We start from the raw sequence: 21,123 nt of genomic DNA, 5'->3' as shown, positions 1-21,123 counted from the left end.
TTTACTTTAAAAATTTTTATTGCTTCAGAATATTCACCTTTCCAATAAAGGTATGATCGGCCTTGTAAAGCATCAGTCGGTAAATGCCACTGTTTAAATCAGCGCATTGCAATTGCTGATCCATCACCGTCCGCTTGTGGCTACGTCCCATGGCATCAACCATCAAAACATACGCCACAGGCACCTCCAGCAGAATCTCACATTGGTCCTGCACGGGGTTGGGGGAAATGAGGCCGAAAAGGTTTTCATCAGCCACCAATGGCGGACGAGGATCCTCGATGGTCAGCACCTCACTGAAATCCGAAGATTGCCCATAAATATTACTGGAGGTGGCCGTGAGCATTAAAGGGTAATCCGATACCTGCACTTTCAGCACAGCCTCATTCACCTGCAACAGGGAATCATTCCATTGTTCATCATTCAGGTACAAATCATAGCCTGTAAAATTCCCATCACTGATGTTGTTCCACTGAATTTTATACTCATCCTCGGCAAGTTGTTCATAGCGCAGATTCTGAGGCACAAAGGTGTTCTCAAAGGAAACCACATGGAAGTAAATGGATAATGAAGGTGCACGACTCGGGAAAAGGTCATAAGAGGTCGCCGCACGTTTAGCCGCCCCTTCCTCAGGGTTCAGGATAAAGACAAACGGGCTGTAAGGTTTGCGCCCTTTGTTATCAATCAGTTCCTGAATTATCGGCCCAATATTTGGCGTTCGCTGTTCAGGAAGACGATCCTGCGCTTTGTCCCAGTAAGGAATATCCCACTGAACGACCGTTTCTGTAGCAGGCCGCTTACTCAAATATGGGTTGCGATGCGTATCGACAGGTTCTGCGGAATTGTCTGCGTAAATATTGATGATCGAACTGCCTGGTCGGTCATCACGGTCATTCGAAAACTGAATAAACGCACTGTCCACCACGGCACCATGCGGCAGGCCGAAATGCTCAAAATAAAGGCCGACAATATTTTCCCCAATATCAAGATCTCCGAGCATATCAATGCCCCCCGTTAATTTCTCCTCCACATCATGGTTTTGATGGTGGATCTGAAGCTCAATATGGTTTTCCGTTTCTCCCTCCTTGAGCAAGGTAAACAGCAACAGTTCCGAGACGGTGCAACCATAGTCATTTTCCCCCACTAACACATAGCGGTTATTGCCAAATCGGCCAGCAGGATCGACAGAAATCGCCTCGTTTGCCCCATATGCAGGCTCAAGCAAGTTCCCCTCGTGGTCATAGACGCTCAATTTTTCCACACGGTGAACCGCTGCCCAGTCCAGCTCAATTTCAAATACCTCTTCGGAGGTCAGGAGCATCCCCTGTTTTTCGGCAGGCACGGAAAAACTGTTCTCAATATTGTTGTTCAACACCTGACATTGATGCACCTCTGAGCGGTTCAAAATGCCTGAGGCCGATTCTACTTCAAACTGAAATTCATAATCGCCAGCACTTTGGGCAAGCCAGTTGAACGTTGGTGAAAAGTTGGCTTCATCTGCCGTATTCACCTCTTCAGCGTACAGGTAACCATTCACAAACAGCCGTACTTTTGCAGCCGTCGCCCCGCCAGTAGCGGCCGAGATGGTCATGTCGGTATCCACACAATATCTTTCCGCAGGAACACTTGAAAAGTTCACGCTTGGCTTCAGCTCACTCACTTCGGCAAAGTCAACCGTAATCTGCCCACCATCAATCACCTCGTCCAGGCGGTAAACCTTCACCTTACCCTCATGCTCCAAAATAATGTCATAATCCCCCTTAAATACCCGCAATTGATATTCATCTGCCACGCCATCTTCAAAAGCAAGGTCAGTACTCCACTTGTCATGCACCAGGTCGAAGTATGCTTTTCCGCTTTCCTTCAGTTCCCAGTCCGCTTTATAAATAGGCCCATTATTTCGCCATTGATTCCCACTCCAAGCTCCCCAAATGGTAAAGCCCTCCATCAGTGGTTCCGCAAAACAAACCGTCATGATCCGCTCCATTTCCTCATAAGAGCTCTCTTTCATATCGAACTCCGTAACGTGCATTGGAATACCATGAACCGCCACCTCTGAAAGGCGTTTGAGCAACTCTTCTGCCGCAGGCATGCTGGACCAAAAATGCCCCTGCATACCAATCACATCCACAGGTCCACCGGCATCAATATACGCATTCAGGTACTCCCCAAACTGCAGGTGAAAATCATTGCCCGACTGAATCAGGTTGTATTCATTGATGACCAGCTTCAAATCTGGCGCTTTCTCCCTGGCAAACTTGTACCATTCTGCACGCTCTTTTGCGTAATCTTCTTCGGAAAGCTTGAGCAGATCCTTGACAATCTTCACCTCATTCACGGGCTCATTGACCAGGTCAATTTCGTAAATCTCATGCTGCAGTTCGGCCATCTGATCTTCAATATGATCATAAATACTCTGACGGATCTCCTCAGGGTCTTCCATTGCCAAAACATCATTGGGTACGGCATTAAATCGGGTACTTTCCCAAATTGTCCCATGCCCCCGATTGTCGATTCCCCGCTCCATGAACCACGCCCGAACCCGTCCGTAAAGGGCACGATTGACCTCATTTCTCCAGCCCTTCCATTTGCCGGTATTTTCTACCGTTACAGAATTGAAATTCATGAAATGGTTGAAATAAGGATGGTCTGAACCCAGGGCATAACCCCGTGCCTCAAGGCTTTTTACCTGGTTGATATTGACGGTGGTTCCCCATCGAAAGTGATGCTTTTTCAGCTTCACCCGCAGGGAGGTTTCCCCATCGGTCGGCACATTCAGGGTCTTGATGGTCAGCATTGTTTTCCGATGCTGATTTATTCGCTCATTGGCTTCGGTCTCCCAATCTTGGGCCATCCCCAAAAAAGGAAAAAAAGCCATGGCAGTGAACAGTAGAAAAAGTTTTTTCATCAAAAAATAGAATAAAAAGTGATGGTTGATTTTGAGCATAAAAATGATCAATCTCGTGTGAAAAAAACTTTTAACATCAGGACGATTACTACGAATTGGACAAATCGCAGAAAAGAATCTCAAAACGCTGAACACCATCAGCGGGCTGTTTTCGCCCTCCTACCGCTTTGAAAGCCGCTCCGCGCAGGCTTTTGCCCAGGTGGTGGTGCGAGGACCGAAACAATCCACCAAAGAATCTACGCCAATGATCGTCCCCTTCGCCAGGCGCCCCAGAACACTCACTTTTAAAGGCTCATCGGTACCTGAATTGGTCAGCATACCATTTTCATTCACCTGAAACCCCAAGGCCCCTGCTACTTTTGTTACCCGTTCATCGGACCTTAAATTCTTGATCAGGGGAGTGGCCACCTTGGCGATATTCGGGCTGTCCAGTACGGTATTTACCATATATTTCAATGAGACCTCACTGCCTCCTTTTTGCATTTTCCAGCCTTGGGTAACAACTTCAACCTGTGGATTTTCTACATATTTCAGGTTTAAAATCCCTTCTGAAATCATGGCGAGCATTTGTGCTACCCCAAGAACAGGCGGGCCATAGGCATAGCGTTTCATTCGCTCGTGTAAAGCCAGCGCCTGATTGAAAATACCCTGTGGGCATTTGGTGAAAGACAACGCCCGAAAGAGCGTCAGCTGGCAATGTCGCCAAACCTGTCCCATGCAGTAATCCAGGGTAATCCACCGCTCCCCTTTGGCCATGCCCATAAAATCTGCAAGTGCCAGAGCAGCGGCTCTGGACTGGGCTAAGATCAATGGATGTTCAAAATGATCGTGCTCGAGCCACTCCCCCAACAGGGCGGCAACGGCGGTTTCGGAAAGCTGATCCTCCGCCCACCGCTGAGGATGCTGCACATAGATTTCCGCCGCAATTTTAGCCATGGGCTGAATAAGAAAATCCAGATTTCCAACCGTCTCCAGCGATGCGCCATGAGCAACTTCTTCGTGTAGGGCCTCCAAGATGCGGGGGGAAGGTGCATAAGTTTTATCGAGAGCGGCATTGAGCGGTTTGGCCGATAGCGGAAGCCCGTCGAGGGAAAAAGGGAAGATGGTCAGGCCCTGATTTTTATTCCGCACATACACCATATGGCCATGAACAACTTGCCCGAAACGGCCACTCCACTCGCCCACAGCCCTGACCACATCGAGCATCGCCAGGCCAAATCCGCGCAGCCCCAAACCTGTCGGTGCATTTCCTTCGAAATCCCATGCGCGAAAAGCCGACACAGGATAAGGCTGCACCCCTAAATGCGTGGGGAGGGAAGTCGCCGATTGCCAACGCTCAAGCTGCTCATCGAGCTCGGTACGCTGATGCCCAACCGTCAGCAGGGCCTCATCCACACGATAATGTTGCTGCCCACCCACCGAGAGCCGCAGATGGTCAGGCTGCCATTCGAGTCCACAAACTTCCGCCTGAAACAACCGCACCGCCTGCCGCTGTACCAAAGGCAATACCAGGCTGTAAAATCGCGCCTGCAGGTACCGCCCAATTTTTGCACGCGGCGGATAAATATCGGGCTGTTCATCGGCCTTTGTTTCCTTTTGATCCCACTGTTCGGCCCACGCAAGAAAGGAGGGAAAAGCAGGCACCTCCACCATGCAGGAGGTCGCTGGGCGTTCTGGCAGTTCGAGGGTTCGCTCAGCAATATTAATCCAGTTCGTTGCGGGCTGAGAAGGGGCATATACGGGTCCACAACCCCAGGCCGAACCCGTTTCAAACAGCCATATCTGTACGTGATCAAGCTGTTGCTGAAGTTGTTCAACCATTTGCTCGAGGGCAAACAAGCCTCGGGGGCCCATGCCGATGATGGCCAGTGTTTTTTTCTGCATTGAACTGAATTAAAGATTGATCGAGCACTATTTTAACCTGTGCTCCTTTGGGTATTTACGAATGATCTGCAGGTCAGACGTCCTTCAGTTCCGCCACTTTCCGCCCAAAGTGGATGGTTTCAATTTTCAGCCCATTATTGAGGCAAAAGCGGTGAGTTTCCACTTCCTCGAAAGAAGCATTCACAGCCATGTGGTCATAATTATTTTCAAAGCAAAAGCCCTGCAGCCACATCATCAGCGCCTTCCCGTAACCCTTGCCGCGATGCTTTTGAGCCGTAACCATATCGTCGATAAACAGGGTTTTTCCACTGACCAACTGATGCAGCGTCCGAAAGCCCACCAAGGCCACTGGTTTCTTTCCATCAAGAATGTACATCACCTGATAACCTTCCTTGAATTGGTGTTTGACCAAATCTTTGAAATGTAACAGATCATACTGCGGACGCAATTCCGCAAATAAGGGATACAGCATTTCAAGGTCGGTCACCTTTGCTTTCTGAATTTTTGTCATAAGTCTAACGAATTGATTTTCATTAAATCTAACAAATGATCGGGCGCAATGATTTGCAATATTCGATTTTCGACATAAATAACTGACTATAGTGTATTCAAAAACCGAGCATCCTCCTGCAAATTCGGTTTTTGGAAATGGTTTGAATTATTTTTCATCAATAGCGATGCGACGTACCCCTCCACTTGCGCAAAAAAATAGTGTACACTCCTTTGGCTTACAGCACTATGGAACATACACTATCATTAAAATCAGTCCTTAAAATATTAAAACGGCTGCTGTGCAGGGCGCTTGCTTTGGGTTTTCAATTCCAAAATCCCCCCCTGAATAAGCTCAAACCACGGAAGCTGCCCATCACGTACTGGCGTTCCATTCCACTGCGCTTTGCTGAGGTAGGTCCCTTTGCTTTTGGCCCCTTTAAGCACGATGTCCACCGATTTCCCAGGATAGAAATCTTGGTCAAGGCTAATATGCACCCGATCAAAAAGTGGGGTCGACAACTGAAATTGCGGATCGGCCGTGGCGCCGCCCTGAAGGTCAAACAGCCCCATGGAGGCCATAACATACCACGCTCCAAGCTGCCCCTGATCTTCATCCTGCCCATATCCATAACCGTGAATGAGGTCATATCCATAAAATCCATTGCAAATTGCCCGAACCCAGTATTGGGTATCCGCAAAATCGCCTGCCTTATTGAACAGGTACGCCATGTGCAGGCTTGGCTGATTCCCATGATTATAACCTGCCTCAACCCCTGAAAAGGCACTTTTCTCTCCTTCAAAATGGCCACAGAAGGCGCCTTTTTCCGCCTCAGCAAGCAGCTTGTTCAGCCTGCTGACAAATTGATCCTGCCCGATTTTTTCAATCAATCGCTCAGGCTCATGAGGCACATAAAAGGTGTATTGCAAGGCATTTCCTTCCTGAAATCCCGCCCAGGCCGCTTTAGGATCAAAGGGCTCAAGCTTTTCCCCTGAAGTCCAAATTGGGCGGATCATACCTGTTTCAGCATCATAAAGCTGTTCCCAGCCATGCGACAGACGCTCGAAAGTTTTGGCATCCTGCGGGTGCCCGAGTTTCTCTGCCAGTGCTTTTGCAGCATGCGCGCTGAAGGAATATTCCATCGTGTGCGATGCCCCGAAGGAGGAACCATCAACCCCAGAGCCCGAATAATATTTATTGTTGTAACTCAGGGGCACATAGCCTTTTTCCACAAACACCTTCACATCGGCCTTGCCTGCGCCAGGAACGCGCTCCCTCCATTCCAGTTCATTTTTTCGGACTGCCGCATAGGCGAGGGAATCATCATACGTGCCCACACCTTTCAGAAGGGCTGAACTGACCACAAGCCCCGTGAAATTGGTGCCCACTCCCGAGACAAATTTTCCTGCGGCCAAGCCATCCGAGAGCCAACCACTGTCCTTAAAATGATCGAGCTGCGTTTGTACAAAATCGTGAAAATACTGCGGATAAACCAAAGACCACAATTGGGTAAGGTTCCAGAATGCCCCCCAAACGGCATCGGTATTATAATGATGGTAGGCAGGAGTTCCCTGTGCATTGAGGGCTATTTGCCCTACGGTGCCGTCATTTTTGGGGTACTGCCCATTGGCATCACTGCTCAAACCCCGCCCAAGCAACGCGTGAAACAAACCCGTATAGAACTTTCGCTGATCAACCTCTTTACCACCCGTGAGGGTGATTTTTCCCAGCGCCTGCTCCCAGTCTGCTTGAGCCTGCACTCTGGCCTGCTCAAAATTCATGCTATCCGCCTCCACTTTAAGATTGTTGGCAGCATTGGCGCAGGAGGTGTAACTGAGGCCTATTTTGGCCGTCAGGGCCTCCCCTTGAAGGTCGCCAAAATTCAACCGAATACCTATTCCAGGGCCTTGACCAGCCATGGGGCTGCTGAGCACTTTATCGTCACGGAAAACCTCCGAAGCAACAATCTTTTTATCCAGCGCCGCAAAAAAATACATTTTCACTGTTGCGCCTGGCTGATACGCCTTGACATATTCTGGAGCGGTAATTACATAGCCCTGCACATGCTTTTCGTCGATCTGTTGCACAAAAGCATCCATCACTTTCCCCGACTCTCCTTGCTGGTGGCCTACATCGAAAATCAGCCGTGCATCCGTTGCGTCGCCGAAATTGAAACGCTGAAAAGCCACCCTTTTTGTGGCGGTCAGTTCTGCCTCAATGGGGGCATCCGTGAGTACCACACGGTAATAGCCTGGCTGAGCGACTTCCGAATTTTTATCAAAGCGAGAACGATAGCCCTGATCAGGATGCTCAAGGGTAGAGGGTACCGTCGGCCCCTGCCCCACAACGGGCATCAGGCTGATACCTCCGATCTGAAATTCATGGAAACAGGAAAATCCTTCGATGGAATGGTGTTCATTATCATAGCCTACGGCCTCCCATCCCCATCGATTACCATAGGAGGCATCGGTGGAAGGAGCTGGCTTGGCCATACCAAAAGGCACAGCGGCGGGCGTATAGAAAAACCAGCGAGCATGGGAAGCCCCAATATTTGGATTCACCATACTGACCAGCGGCTGAGCAAACCCTTCGTAAACGAGCCCAATAATAAGCCCAACAAAAAGTAAAAATCGCTTCTTCATAATAAAAAATGACAATGGGGAAAAATAGGATGCCCGCACGGATGATAGACATCGGCACAGGCATCAATAAATATTTGAAGTCATCACAATGATGACCCGAGGAAGATTGATATTACAGCGGTTGATCAACACGCCCATGCAGGCGAACCACCTGATGATGACAGGCCGCCACCATAGCAATATTAACCTTCATGTACTAATTCTTCTTCGACAACTTTAAGCTTCTTTTTATCGAAAAGCGCAATTGAAAATATCACCGCAATACAGAACAATAACGCACACAGACTCCAGGAGTGCCCTACGGTATCTGTTAAATAACCCATGATGGGCGGCACCACAGCACCTCCCGAAACGGCCATGATCATCAGGCCTGACAGAGGATCCGCATGCTGAGGAAATTCGCGCAGCACTTTGGCAAAAACCACCGGAAAAATAGGTGCCGCACCCAAAGCCAGCAGCACGATACCCACCTGGGCGAAAATCACGGACGGACCAGTAAAGAGCAAGACAAATCCTGCGAAAGCCACCACCAGGGCGGTCAGGAAAAACACCCGTTCCTTGACAAACTGCAGCAAAAAGGTCGTCAGGAAACGACCGCCCATTGTGGCAAGAAAGTAGATGCTGATCATCAGGCTGCCCATTTCCATACTTTGGTTGTGGTGCTCCACCAAAAAGCTTGAAATTTTGGCATACATCCCCACATCAAGGCCGACACACAGCAAAATACTGAGGAATGCCAAGCGCACAGGTTTTAACTTCAGCAAGCCAAAACAAGAGGCGAAAGTCGGCAGGGGTTGTGCAGACGACTGCACTTTATTTTCGATCGTGAGAAGCCACAAACTCACCAGCAAAGAGATGCCCCCATAAAGGGCAAACAGCAGTCGCCAGTTATTGGCCTGAAAGGCAAAAAAGGCCACCAGCACCGGGCCACAAAATGAGGCTGCGGATTTGAGAATCTGCCCTGCTGAAAGCCAGGAAGCCAGCTTGTCGTCCCCATTAACCTCCATCATCAGTGGATTGACCGACACCTGAATCAGGGTGTTCCCTGCTCCCAGCACAGCAAAGGCCACCAGCATACTGCTGTATTCATACATGGCGATGGGCAGAATACAGGCCACCGCATTCAGCAAAATCCCCAACAGCAGCACATTGCGTTTTCCCCATTTGAGTTGCGCAATACCTGCCGGCAGCGAGAGCAACAAAAACCAGATGAACACCATCGAGGGAATCAGCTGTGCGGCACTTTCAGAGAGCTGAAAATCCTTCTTGATGTAGCCCACAGACACCCCAACGATGTCCACAAAGCCCATCACCAGGAAGGCTGCCAAAAGCGGTAAAATTTTTTTAAGTTTCATAGTAGGTTTATTTGGTTAAAAAATGTTGTGTCTCGTCTCCTCCCCACAATCTCAGCGCATCGATGGCGGTCATTAAAACCCCTGCCGAACCACGGAAGGTTCCAGAACCCGACGGCTTGTTATCCACAGAATACCACTCGTAAAAACCATTATTTTCTTTCACACGCTTCACCATAGGCTCAAGCGCTTCCACTGCCTCGTTCACATAACCGTATTTCACCAGCTGAATAACCATCCGGGCACCAAACCACGTCCAGTCGCCACCGTTTTGGTAGCCGTAAGGATACATGCCTTTGTTTTTAAAATAGCCCTCAGGATAGGTAGGGTACATGGTCAGGCCAATCGATGGCGCTCCGGAGGCTTTTACATTCTCCTGCATCTTGTGGTAGGCCGCCAGTACCTGTTCCTTAGTCAAAAGTCCGGCCTCAATCGCCACTGCCGTTCCCCCATGATAATAGATTTCATTTTCATTGAAATCCTCCGGGAAAGGAGAACCATCCAGGTAAAGGTGCGGAATAAATTTCTGTGCTTTTTCATCCCACAATTGCGCCATGGTGGCTTTGGCAATCTGGCGATGCAGTTTTTGCCATTGCGCGATTTTTGGCGCAGCCGTTTCCATCTCCGACAGGTTCTGCAGGGCAATCAGGAACATGGCATTGTCATAAATATCAATACTGAAATGGGTATTTTCATCGATTTCCACCCCCCAGTCATGCTCAGGCTGTACATCTCCCCAATCGGAAGTTGTCGCACCGGTGAGCAAGCCATACTGTTCACTGAAGCGCGATGTGAGCAGAAAATTTACTGCCGACTCCATGCGCTCAAGGAGGGTCTGTCCCTCGATTTGCTCAGTCAGAATACTGCGGTCCCCAGTGGCTTGAATATACTTATAAACCGATTGGATCAAAGAAGATTCCTGGTCGGTTTCCACCGTATTTTTATGGAAAACAATCCCCTCCACACCGGCTTTTGTATGGTAATAGAGGCTGTCGTAAGGCTTGCCTTTGGGCACAATCACGAAGCCATCGGCAATATTGCCGTCGTCCCCCTGAATGCGGAAAAATGTCAATAGATTCCTGCGGACCTCCTGCTGATCAATCACTTTCAGCGAATGGGTAATGAAGGTGTTGAAATCACGCACCCAAACTTCTCCATAGCCATCGCCGGCATTAAAACCCGTAGAGAGGACTTTCAGCCCCTTTTTCTCCACAAAATCATAATCGGGATTTTCCTTGATCTCCTTCGATAGCTGACTTTTATCCTGTGATTGTTGTTCGCTTTTTTGGCAAGCCATAAGGCTCATCGCCAATGAAATATATACCAGTGTTTTCTTCATCATTCATCTCATTAAAAAATACGGACGGTTCCCCCAGCTTTCGGCAACACCAATGAGGTGCAGAAAAATATCTCTCGCTCTGCCGGAAGCAACAACCCATATAAAGGTTAAAAATTGACGCTGATTTTACATTCAGCGCATTCCATAATCTGGTGGTCAGTGGCTGTAAATCATTTGGCTGCAAATCATTCTGATTGCAAGGCACAACAGCCAAAAAAACTGCTTGATCCACTCACCATTGTAAGTACTCGGTCATAAATAACTTGTTAAATCTGACGGGGGATCCCTGCCTCCTGAAGGGTAGCATTTTGTACTCCCATCCCCGATCACCAGCCACTTTTTTTGGCATCAGATCGCTTTCTGTTAAAAGCAGTAATTACACCAACGCCATCTGACCAAGTGCTTTGTTGGGGTTAAAAATTATTTCGTTAATCGTTCAGGGAGCCCCAATCCCCATTTTTTATTTGGCTTCGGCCCCATTTCCAGCTCCAGCGTTCCTCCTTGAAGCAAGCTTTCTGCGGAAAAGAAAAAAGTATCCAGTGGCTGCCCGTTGAGCTTTGCCGACTGCACATATTTATTGATTCTTGACGTATTATGGGCCTTGATCGTGAAAGATTTCCCCCTGCCGAATTGCTCGCCAAGGTCAATGGTTACTTCCTCAAAAAGTGGTGAGCCAATTTCATAAACAGGTGCTGTTTGCGTACCACCGTCAATTTGAAACAAACCAATAGCGTTCATCACAAACCACGCGGACATCTGCCCCTGATCCTCATCTCCAAGGTAGGCATTTGCTGGCTCAAAACCATAATATCTGTCCATGATTGATCGGCTCCAACGTTGTGTCTCCCAGGGGCGTCCGACATAATTGAACAACCACGCAAAGTGCATCGACTGCTGATTACCCTGAATCACCGGATAATCCCAGTACAAATCATTAGGGGCATTGTATCGCCATTTTTCACTCTCCTCAAAACCCCAGTTCAGCCTTTTAACAAACTCCTTCTTGCCGATCATCTCTGCCAGTGCGGGCACATCCTGCGGCACAAAAAAGGTCAGCTGCCAGGCATTCCCCTCTACATAATGATGATTTGCACCACTTTTGAAAGGGTCAAAATCCGTTTTCCAATTGCCCTCCGCATCACGCATACGAGCGAAACCTGTCGCAGGATCAATCACATTTTTCCACCAGTAGCCCCGGTCATTATAGCGCTCATAATCTGCCATTTTCCCCAAAGATTTGGCAAACTGCCCAACGGTCCAATCGTCAAAAGAATATTCCAGTGAGTTGGAAAAACGCCCTTCGTCATAAGGCACATAATGGTGTTTTAGATAAGTTTCCAAATCACGGTTACCCGCAAAACCACCACCCACCTGTTGCGCTGGGGTCTCCTGCATTTTCTTCACGGCTTCAAACATCAGTTCCGGATCATAATCACGGATCCCCATCTGATAGGCGCCAATCATCATCGGAATTTCATGCTCTGCCACCATCACCGGAATATACTCCATTCCTGCGGGCCCTTTGGCCAGCCATCCGTCTGTTTTGTACATCGCCAGCTGCGAACGCACCCATCGGTTCGACCATTCCGGAGCAACAAGGTTCCATACCTGATTGAGGTTCCAGAAGGTGTTCCAGAAAGCATCGCAACCCAAGGCAAGATCATCAGGACGCTCCAAAGTTTGTACCCGCTCCGAGGCATCGCGCCATTGCCCGTTCACATCCGAGAAAGTATTTCGCTCGCAGAAAGAGCGGTACATACTGGAATAAAAGCGCATCTTTTCGCGGGCATCATCGCTGCTGATGTTCACCCTTGAAAGCAAGTCGTTCCATACCTGATGCTGATGCTCAACCACGGCGTCAAAATCCCATCCGAAGGGCTGATCAATTTCTTTGGCTAAATTCTCACGGGCGTTGTCAATAGAAACAAAAGATATCCCACTTTTCACCTGTACCACACGCGATTTCCGAAGGTCGAAGGTAACATACGCACCGGCATCGGCCACATTCCTCCCTTTCACCTCCTGACTGTTTTTTGAAACCACATCGTTTTTCCACGTGCCGAAATGCTTTATTGGCTGATCAAATTTCAGGACAAAATGAACTTTATATTCTTGGTCGATACCGCCGGCCCAAGTATTGGGAGTCTTCTGATCACTGTAACCTTCAATGGTATAGTCATCCATTTTTCTAAGCTCAAAATCTTCCAGATTATACCAATATTCCGTCGGAATCTGAAGATCAATCATCACCCGGCCCGTCTTTCCTTTATTGAAAGTATAACGCTGAAAGCCCGCCCTTGTCGTGGAGGTCAGTTCCGCCTGAATGTCATGATCCGTCAGGTGGACGCTGTAAAGTCCGATGCCGGATTTTTCCGACTGCTTATCAAACCTCGACCGGTATCCACTGTCAGGCAAATGCTCATCGCCTGTCTGAATTTGCAATGCGCCCTGTGTCGGCATCATGCCCAGGCCCGAAACCGTCCACTCGTGCAAATGGCTGAAACAGCCGATGCTTTCAATGGTCGGGTCATAACCTGCCTGCCAGCCGTAATTCTGATTATCAGGACTCAATTTAACCATCGAAAATGGCATCCATGGGCCAGGGGCAATCATCCATCTGCTGTGTGCACTCCCGAGCTGTGTATCAACATAATGCGCAGGGCCTGCTATTGGCTGCGGCTTTCGCATTACGGTTCCAGCTTTCCATAATTTTCCGTCGAGATAAAGTTCATACTGACTTTCGGTAGGCTGACTGACCGCAGGCATAGGCGCTTCGAGCAGGTAACGCCCCTGTTCTATTTTCTTGCTTAAAATGTTCTTATTATCCAATTTAACTACTAAATCAGGATGCGAAGAAATATGCTCTAAATCCAATAATAAAGGCTGATATGATTGGTTGCCGTTACGGAGCGTATAGCTGGCAGCTTTTGCAGATCGAAGGTAAGCTTTTTTCGGTTGCTCCAGTGCTGTTGCAGGCCCTTGCAAACCAACATGGTCAAACATCAGCCAGGAGCCCTGAAGCGTGGTGAGCTGTATGGCATTTCCTCCCTGCTGAATCCAGGCATTGGGCACTTCCACCACAATTTGCTGAGCTTTGGCTGCCGACAGGTCGCCCTTGAGTGCGGCATCGCCTCCACCGTTGGCAAGCATTACTTTTTGGATATGCCCATTGACGGTCACCTTCAGTTCCGGTGCATTTTCCGATGGCGTGTCGAGAAGATCAATCAACAGCCGGTAATCTCCATCAAGAGGCTTGGCCTTGACATCAAAAAGAAAATTAAGAAAATGGGACCGAATGCCGGCCGTGCCACTGGTGCCACCCCAGGCGTCGGCAGGGCCAGGTAAAATGAAAGGAAAATCCGTGGCAGGCTTGGACACCCCAACCAGAAAATATTTATCCTCCCAGCCAAAGTCATGCGAAAGAAAAGCCTGATAACCTTCCTTCCACAGCGCAAAATCTGTGGCCTGACCATCCTTTTTACCTACCGACCAAATTTCCTGTCCGAAGGCATTGAGTGAAAAAAACAGGCTGCACAAACAGCCCAAAAACCAGCGTTGATATATGTTCATAACTCAAAAAATTTGAATACCCCTTATAATGATCAAATATAAGGAATTCCTATATGTATGGACATACTGAAGGGCACTAAAGCATCAAATAATCGTTTTTAGAAACAAATAACATACTTTGGGATATTATTTGAGCGATATTGATTTAGGCCCAATCTCTCGCCTTAAGAACATAGTCCCCTATCTATGAATATCAATCTCATACACAAAAGCATTCCCCTGATAATAGCCCACATTATATTCAATCGGCGCTCCGTGTCGATCTTTCACCTGCCGAACACGTTTTAACACCGCCCCTTTTCTCGGGATGTCCAATTGCGCTGCCAACGCTTTGGTGGCCAGCACTGCCTGAATCCGCTCTGCGGAAATCGCCGGAACAATCCCCAGGTCCTGCTCCAAAATTTCATACAAAGAGCGGTTAAAATCCTCCTGCCCCGTTAGCCCCAGTGCCGGATGAAAATACGACTCAAAATAAACCAGGCACCGCCCTTCAATTTCCCGAAGCCGCTTCAGGCACAATACCGACGCCCCCCGTTCCAACTGGAAAAAAGCCGCACATTCTTCCGGTGCACTGACCCAGTCGATTTCAAGCGAACGATTGTTCAGGAGCCTGCCCGCCTCATTCATTTCATGGGTAAAGCTGTGCCATTCCTTCAGCTTGGTCATCACTGCCCCCTGCCCCTGCACCACGGAGGTCCCGACGCCCTTCTTCCGCACCAGAAGCCCCTCCACGACGAGCTGATTGATCGCCTGACGGACGGTATTTCTGGAAATCTCCAACTGTTCCGCCAAATCCACTTCTTTAGGCAATAGCGCCCCCTGCTGATACTGCTCCTGCAGCATCAGTTCGCGCAAATACTGGGATAATTGCTGATAGATTGGCGTAGCGGATTGATGATCAATTTTAAACTTTGACATACGACACTTATATATTGGAATATCAATATTTATAAAAATTATTGATTCCTTGTTTAATGATAATGGCAAGTTGGTTAAAGATCTTGAACTTGACAACAATTAAACCCCCGCTACAGCAAATTCTGCGAACTTGAGTAATATTTGACGTATCGGGATATTTCCGAAAGCATAAAAATGAGCGGATGATGCTTTACAATGCTGCTGTAAAAAACGCTTGAGCACAAAAAAACACCCCATGAAGAAGGCATCAAAACTGCCATTCATGAGGTGCTCTATTCAATAAATTCATCAAACAAATGCGCCTTTTTATCAGGCGATATGGCTCATCTCGTGAATCGTGAATTCAGCGACTGCACCTTCGGTCGCCGCCATATAATCTTTCAGGTGCTGATTACCCATATGCTCCTGCCATAGTTCGCGGTTTTCCCAGTTTTCGAAAAACAAAAACAGGTTGGGGTTTTCATTGTCCTGATGCAAATCATAACTGATACAGCCTGCTTCTGCGCGGGTAACATCAATCAGTTTTAATAATTCTGATTTCACCAATGCTACTTGTGTAGGTTCAGCTAAAATTTTTGCGACGATTGTTAATTTTCTGTTAGACATTTTAGTTTTTGTTTGTAACCCCTGCCCATCCCGCTGCTTCAATAAAACACGGAATGAACAAGATTATTCTTTAGTACTTTACTTTTTACAGTTGCAAAACTAAGTATAGCTAAGTTATGCTCCAATATCTATCCAAATGGATAGTATAAAAAAATGTTCAACAATAGCCGATCATCACGATAAAAAACACTGATTGAAGCACCTCAGGGCGGTTTATTTTTAGTCAAAATAAAAAGGCCCGCACTTCAAAAAAAGCACGGGCAACAAATTAGAACTGAACAAAAGTCTAATTCTACACGACTAATCGTTTTTAAAAACTGAAATCAAAAATGGTTTCACTATTAAACTCTTCCCCTTTTTTCAGGATTCCTGAAGGGAAGTTCACCTGATTGATGGCATCGGGGTAGTTTTGTGTTTCTATGCAAAAGCCCTGTCTTTGATTAAAAGCACCTTCGAGGTAATTGCCGACATAAAACTGAAAACAGGGTTGGTCAGAATATACTTTCAGCTGCACATTGGTGGCCGAAGATTTCGCTTCAGCAACCAGCCCTGTAATCCTTCGGTAATTATTGACCACAAAATTATGGTCATAGCCCCGTGCACTTTTCAGCTGCGGGTCGTTGGCATTAATTTCTTCCCCAATCTGTTTGAAATAGCTGAAATCAAAAGGGCTGTCCGCCACCAGCGCCCTTTCTCCAATAGGAATAGAATACTCATCGGTGGGAGTGAATTGCGAAGCATGAAACTTCATCTCATGCAACAGGCAATCCTTACTTTCTGTGCCTTCAAGGTTAAAATAACTGTGATTAGTCAGGTTCAGTGGGGTATCTTCAGAACTGCTTGCCTGATAATTGATTTTCAGCTGATTTTCATCCGTAAGCTGATAGGTAACAGAAATTTGAAGCGCTCCAGGGTAACCTTCCTCCCCGTCTGCTGCGGTTGCCCGCATCCTGATGGTTTGCTCGTCCAGCACTTCCGTTTGCCATACTTTGCGGTTGAATCCGCGGCGTCCGCCGTGCAAATGGTGGTTTCCAGCATTTTTCGCCACCTGATATTGCTTGCCATTGAGGGTAAAGGTTCCATTAGCCACCCTGTTGGCTACCCTGCCCACCAGCGCACCCACATAAAATGGATCTGCCTCATAATCGGCCAGGGTTTCATATTGCAAAACCACATTCTTAAAATCGCCATTGCCCATCGGCAGGTTAATACTCCTGATAATCGCACCATAAGTCAGTAGTTCCACTTCCATATTATGGCGGTTGGTCATTACAAAAGCGCTTACCTTTTGTCCTTCAGAAGTAATTCCAAAATCACTTGATTGAATACTCATAAAAATACTCTCCTTTCCCGTGTGAAAAATAAGGTACTGCCAAAGCAAGTCCCGAACACTTTGGGCTACATTAACTGTAGCTTTAATCAGCGTGTATAAAAAAACGCTCTTATGTGATAACAAAAATTACAACCACGCTAAAGCCATTTCCCCTGCTTTATTACAGGGCCTTCAACACCAAAAATCAATCGATAAAAAGCGGTTATCCGCAAAAAAAATCAGCTTATCGATCTCAAAAAATCCCCTTTCACTCTCATTCAGTGTGGCTTTTAAAGGTAACAAGCATCTGTTCCTTTTGCAATAGCCTGTTCATTTTATGATTTTATTCAGAATGATTATTGTTAAGCCCACTAAAAGAGCCCTCACCACCACCAACAGATCAGCCCGCGACACCTTCAGCAAGAAAGAAGGCTACAAATTAGAAGGAATATTGCGGCACAAACCTTAGCTTCGCAACAAAAAAAGGCAGGGTTTTGGCTGATCCTGTATCTGTTTTATTGAAGAATTTTATGAGCGTACCTCCGATTTCCTACAACAGCATTTTGCACCCCCTTCCCGCAGGCATCGACATTGCCCAGCTGCCTGCGCAGTTCACTTACCCGTTCAACTACACCCCGCATGCTGCATCCGTGGCGGTGGCCGAAGAATTACAGCAATACCTTGCTCAAAAATCGGAATGGGCTGAAGAGCTTTCGCTGAACAGAACAGGCGGACATATCGGGAAAATGTTTGGGGTGCTGATCGTGGAAACGCCCACAGGAGAAAAGGGCTACCTGACGGCATTTTCTGGCGCCATTGGCGGAAAAAATGACTGGCAGGGGTTTGTCCCTACGCTCTACGACCGCTTTGACCCCGAAGGTTTTTTCAAAATTGGCGAGGAGGAAATCAATAAAATCAACCGAAAGGTGGAGGCCTTCGAACAGTCGGAGGAATATCAGCAGGCGAAGGTCAGGGCTGTGCGTACCCGTGAGGAATCGGAACTGAAGATTGAGGCGATCAAACAGGAAGTGAAGGCACGAAAAGCACAAAGAGCCCTTGAGCGCACCGCCGCTGCCGAGCGGCTTTCGCCTGAGGATTTTGAGGCCCTTTTAAACCGCTTCAGTTTTGCAAGTCAGCACGACCGCCGTTGGATGAAAGGCGCCATAAAGGAGGAAAAGCGGAAAGTTGCCATTGCACAGGAGCAGCTTCAACAACTTTCCTCCGCCATCAAAAACTTGAAGGAGGAGCGTCGGGAGCGGTCGAACAAAATTCAGCAACAGATATTCGATTGCTACAACTTTTTAAATATCCGTGGGGAGCGCAAGAGCGTCCGTGAAATTTTCGGGGAAGAACTTCCTCCTGCAGGTGCGGGAGACTGTGCAGGCCCACGCCTTTTGCAATATGCCTTTGCCCGTCAGCTGAAGCCCATTTGCATGGCTGAATTCTGGTATGGCACTTCCCCAAAAACGGTCATCAGAAAACACTTGCGCTATTATCCGGCCTGTCGGGGAAAGTGCAAGCCAATTTTTGAGCATATGCTCCAGGGGCTTGACATTGAGCCCAACCCCATGCACGGACGAATGATAAACCCTGAAAAAATCAAGCTGATTTATGAGGATGATGACATTGTGGTGGTCAATAAGCCTTCTGGTTTTCTTTCTGTACCCGGCAAAGAAATTTCTGATTCCATACAGGAACGGGTAAAGCAGCAATGCCCTGACGCCACCGGCCCCATGATTGTGCACCGGCTTGACATGGACACTTCGGGCGTGATGGTGGTGGCCAAAAATGACGCCGCCTACAAACATTTGCAAATGCAGTTCATCAAAAGAACGGTCAATAAAAGATACACTGCGATTTTGGAGGGGTATGTTAAAAAAACCGATGGCTATATCGATTTGCCGCTGCGTGTCGATCTGGACAATCGCCCCAATCAGATGGTGTGCTTTGAGCATGGTAAACATGCCCGAACCCATTTCGAGGTAATTTGGCGAAAGAACGGGCAGACGAAGGTTCATTTCCATCCGATTACCGGGCGGACGCACCAACTGCGGATGCACGCTTCACATGCCGACGGGCTGAACTGCCCAATTGTGGGGGATGATCTTTATGGACAGCGAGCGCACCGATTGCACCTGCATGCGGAAATGCTCGAGATCGTTCACCCGGTGCGTAAAGAGCCCATGACTTTTCATATTCCTGCTGATTTCAGCAAAAAAGAATAGCGGAGCGTTGCCAATATTGAAAGGAGGAATTTTTGGCCCAACAGACAAAAACCTGCGAATGCAGGTTGAGTTTGACTTTCAAATGAATGCCACAGGTTGTTGCAGGAACGACCTTGATGATTGTTCACAACAATGATTTAAATAAAATATACTGGATAACCATCCGCAGCTTGTGATTGCTGACTGATCGAAAATATTCGCCAATCGCCAATCACAAGCACTCGATGATCATTTTTTCCGCCTAAAAACTACCGCACACTTGCCTGACGCAAATCGCTGCAAACCTCCACGCCAAATATCTTCAGCAACTGAATACGCTGCAAATAAGTCGCGCCATTCAGCAAAGCAAGCGCTACACGGTCCGCTTTTCTGTTCTGCCATTGCTCCAGCTCCGAGCCTTTCACCCAGTCGTTGAAGGCGCCCATTGCTGGTCCGCACCATATCTGGTAATCCATCTCACGACCCTGTGCACCGCTGTTTGCCCAACTCGACGATAAGCCGAGATACCAACGGAAGATCAAAGCCATCTTACGCTTAGGATTGCCCTTCGCACGGATAATTTGCTCGGGGTCCCGTGCTTCAAAAAAGGACACACATGACTGCCAGATATTTTCAAGGGTATCTTTGAAAACCGTTTTTTCCAGCACCGCACGATCCTTGGCAGGAATCTCATCAATGCCATTATATTGCTGATAGAAGTCATAAAGCTTCTGCGCACGCATACCGAACAGTGTTCCTTTTTTCAGCACCTGTAATTTTACGCCCAGCTCGAACATATCCGAAGCCGGCGCCATCATGATGTCCGCCATACCAGCATTGGCCAACACTTTTCGAACATAATCCGAAGAGCCCGACTCCAGACAAGCCTGGTTAATGGAACCGGTTACCACATAATCGGCACCCATCGAGAAAGCACCCAGCGTAGATTCTGGCGTAGAAATCCCTCCACCTGCACCAACACGTACAGCCACAGGATATTGCAACTCCTGCTGCAACTGATTTCTCAAATTCAAAATAGAGGGCAAAAGGCAAACCAGCGAACGGTTGTCCGTATGCCCACCAGAATCCGCCTCAACGGTAATATCATCCGCCACCGGCAATTGCTGTGCTAAACTTGCCTGCTCGGCTGAAATATGACCTGCAGCCACCAGCTTTTCCAAAATTGCCACCGGTGCCGGACGCATGAATTTCTCCGCCACTTCAAGTCGGGAAATTTTGGCAATAATCCTGTTGCCCACCTTCACCGAACCATCTACATTTCTTGATAAGCCCGCCGCCCGGAAACGCACCACATGCGCTGTTAAATCCATAAAAGCCGAAGCCTCAATCACCTTGACGCCCTTGCGCAAAAACAACTCGCAAGCCTCCCGTTCCAAAGCCTCCTCGTTCGGGCTGTGGATCAGGTTAAAAGCATATGGGCCTTCAGGAAGTGCCGCCTGAATCTTGTCAATCGCCTGCTCGATGCGCGCAGGAACCAAACCGCCTGCACCAAAAGAACACAGCATGCCCGCCTTGCCAAAAGCAATCACCAAATCCTCCGAAGAGATACCATTGGCCATGGCACCGCCCATATAGTTATAGGACAAGCCATAAGTTTTCCGGAAGTTTGCATCGCCCAGTTGTCGGGCATCCACTGCCGGAAGCATGCCCAAAAGTTCCAAGGTCTGCAAGTCCGCAGGGTTATCCGTGCCCATACCACAGGCAAGGCCTACTTCACCTTCCGTATTCCGAACGATGTACACCGCCTCGGTGCATTCCTGCAAAGTGCGTCGTATATCCGCCTCCGAAAACGACAGCCTGTCGTTACTTCCGAACCATTTATTGTTTGTCGTTGGCAATGCAGAACGCATGGCCGTTTTTGTTATTGTTATCATTGTTAT

At 48.0% G+C, this 21,123-nt stretch carries 13 protein-coding genes; 2 read left to right on the top strand and 11 right to left on the bottom strand.

From position 1 onward, the window contains the following. Nucleotides 1-16: 16 nt before the first annotated feature. The 10 genes from AABK40_RS17000 to AABK40_RS16955 form a co-directional block, all read right to left on the bottom strand. Entirely contained in the window at nt 17-2,905 is a 2,889-nt protein-coding gene (locus tag AABK40_RS17000) for an endo-1,4-beta-xylanase (RefSeq protein ID WP_338398266.1), read from the bottom strand. 159 nt (nt 2,906-3,064) lie between these two features. Next, nucleotides 3,065-4,789: an FAD/NAD(P)-binding protein gene (locus tag AABK40_RS16995; RefSeq protein WP_338398265.1), complete on the bottom strand. Its 1,725-nt coding sequence runs from the start codon at nt 4,787-4,789 to the stop codon at nt 3,065-3,067. Between the two features lie 73 nt (nt 4,790-4,862). Continuing rightward, nucleotides 4,863-5,300 (bottom strand): GNAT family N-acetyltransferase, encoded by a 438-nt coding sequence (locus AABK40_RS16990; RefSeq protein WP_332921930.1) that lies wholly within the window; start codon nt 5,298-5,300, stop codon nt 4,863-4,865. A 266-nt stretch (nt 5,301-5,566) separates the two neighbouring features. Continuing rightward, nucleotides 5,567-7,921, bottom strand: coding sequence for a GH92 family glycosyl hydrolase (locus tag AABK40_RS16985; RefSeq protein WP_338398264.1), 2,355 nt, complete (start codon nt 7,919-7,921; stop codon nt 5,567-5,569). 182 nt (nt 7,922-8,103) lie between these two features. Further along, nucleotides 8,104-9,276, bottom strand: coding sequence for an MFS transporter (locus AABK40_RS16980; RefSeq protein ID WP_338398263.1), 1,173 nt, complete (start codon nt 9,274-9,276; stop codon nt 8,104-8,106). Nucleotides 9,277-9,283: 7 nt separating this feature from the next. Beyond that, a complete protein-coding gene (locus AABK40_RS16975; RefSeq protein ID WP_338398262.1) occupies nt 9,284-10,615 on the bottom strand; it encodes a GH36-type glycosyl hydrolase domain-containing protein in 1,332 nt (443 codons plus the stop codon). Nucleotides 10,616-11,032: 417 nt separating this feature from the next. Beyond that, a complete protein-coding gene (locus AABK40_RS16970) occupies nt 11,033-14,182 on the bottom strand; it encodes a GH92 family glycosyl hydrolase (RefSeq protein WP_338398261.1) in 3,150 nt (1,049 codons plus the stop codon). 180 nt (nt 14,183-14,362) lie between these two features. Further along, nucleotides 14,363-15,100, bottom strand: coding sequence for a GntR family transcriptional regulator (locus AABK40_RS16965; RefSeq protein WP_338398260.1), 738 nt, complete (start codon nt 15,098-15,100; stop codon nt 14,363-14,365). A 309-nt stretch (nt 15,101-15,409) separates the two neighbouring features. Then, nucleotides 15,410-15,706, bottom strand: coding sequence for a putative quinol monooxygenase (locus AABK40_RS16960; RefSeq protein ID WP_332921924.1), 297 nt, complete (start codon nt 15,704-15,706; stop codon nt 15,410-15,412). A 310-nt stretch (nt 15,707-16,016) separates the two neighbouring features. Next, nucleotides 16,017-17,039 carry an aldose epimerase family protein gene (locus AABK40_RS16955; protein WP_338398259.1) on the bottom strand — a complete coding sequence of 341 codons (1,023 nt, stop codon included), beginning with the start codon at nt 17,037-17,039 and terminating at the stop codon, nt 16,017-16,019. Between the two features lie 316 nt (nt 17,040-17,355). On the opposite strand from AABK40_RS16955, the gene AABK40_RS16950 reads away from it, so the two are divergent. Together AABK40_RS16950 and AABK40_RS16945 are read left to right on the top strand one after the other, a co-directional pair. Then, on the top strand, nt 17,356-17,487 hold the full coding sequence (locus AABK40_RS16950) for a hypothetical protein (RefSeq protein ID WP_338398258.1): 132 nt from the start codon (nt 17,356-17,358) through the stop codon (nt 17,485-17,487). Nucleotides 17,488-17,512: 25 nt separating this feature from the next. Further along, nucleotides 17,513-19,243: an RluA family pseudouridine synthase gene (locus tag AABK40_RS16945; RefSeq protein WP_338398257.1), complete on the top strand. Its 1,731-nt coding sequence runs from the start codon at nt 17,513-17,515 to the stop codon at nt 19,241-19,243. A gap of 248 nt (nt 19,244-19,491) precedes the next feature. Here the strand turns inward: AABK40_RS16945 and AABK40_RS16940 are convergent, their stop codons facing one another. Beyond that, nucleotides 19,492-21,117 (bottom strand): PfaD family polyunsaturated fatty acid/polyketide biosynthesis protein, encoded by a 1,626-nt coding sequence (locus AABK40_RS16940; RefSeq protein WP_338398256.1) that lies wholly within the window; start codon nt 21,115-21,117, stop codon nt 19,492-19,494. Nucleotides 21,118-21,123: the final 6 nt, after the last annotated feature.

This window comes from Persicobacter psychrovividus, assembly GCF_036492425.1.
GTDB lineage: Bacteria > Bacteroidota > Bacteroidia > Cytophagales > Cyclobacteriaceae > Persicobacter > Persicobacter psychrovividus.
This window is presented reverse-complemented; position numbering and strand designations above follow the sequence as displayed.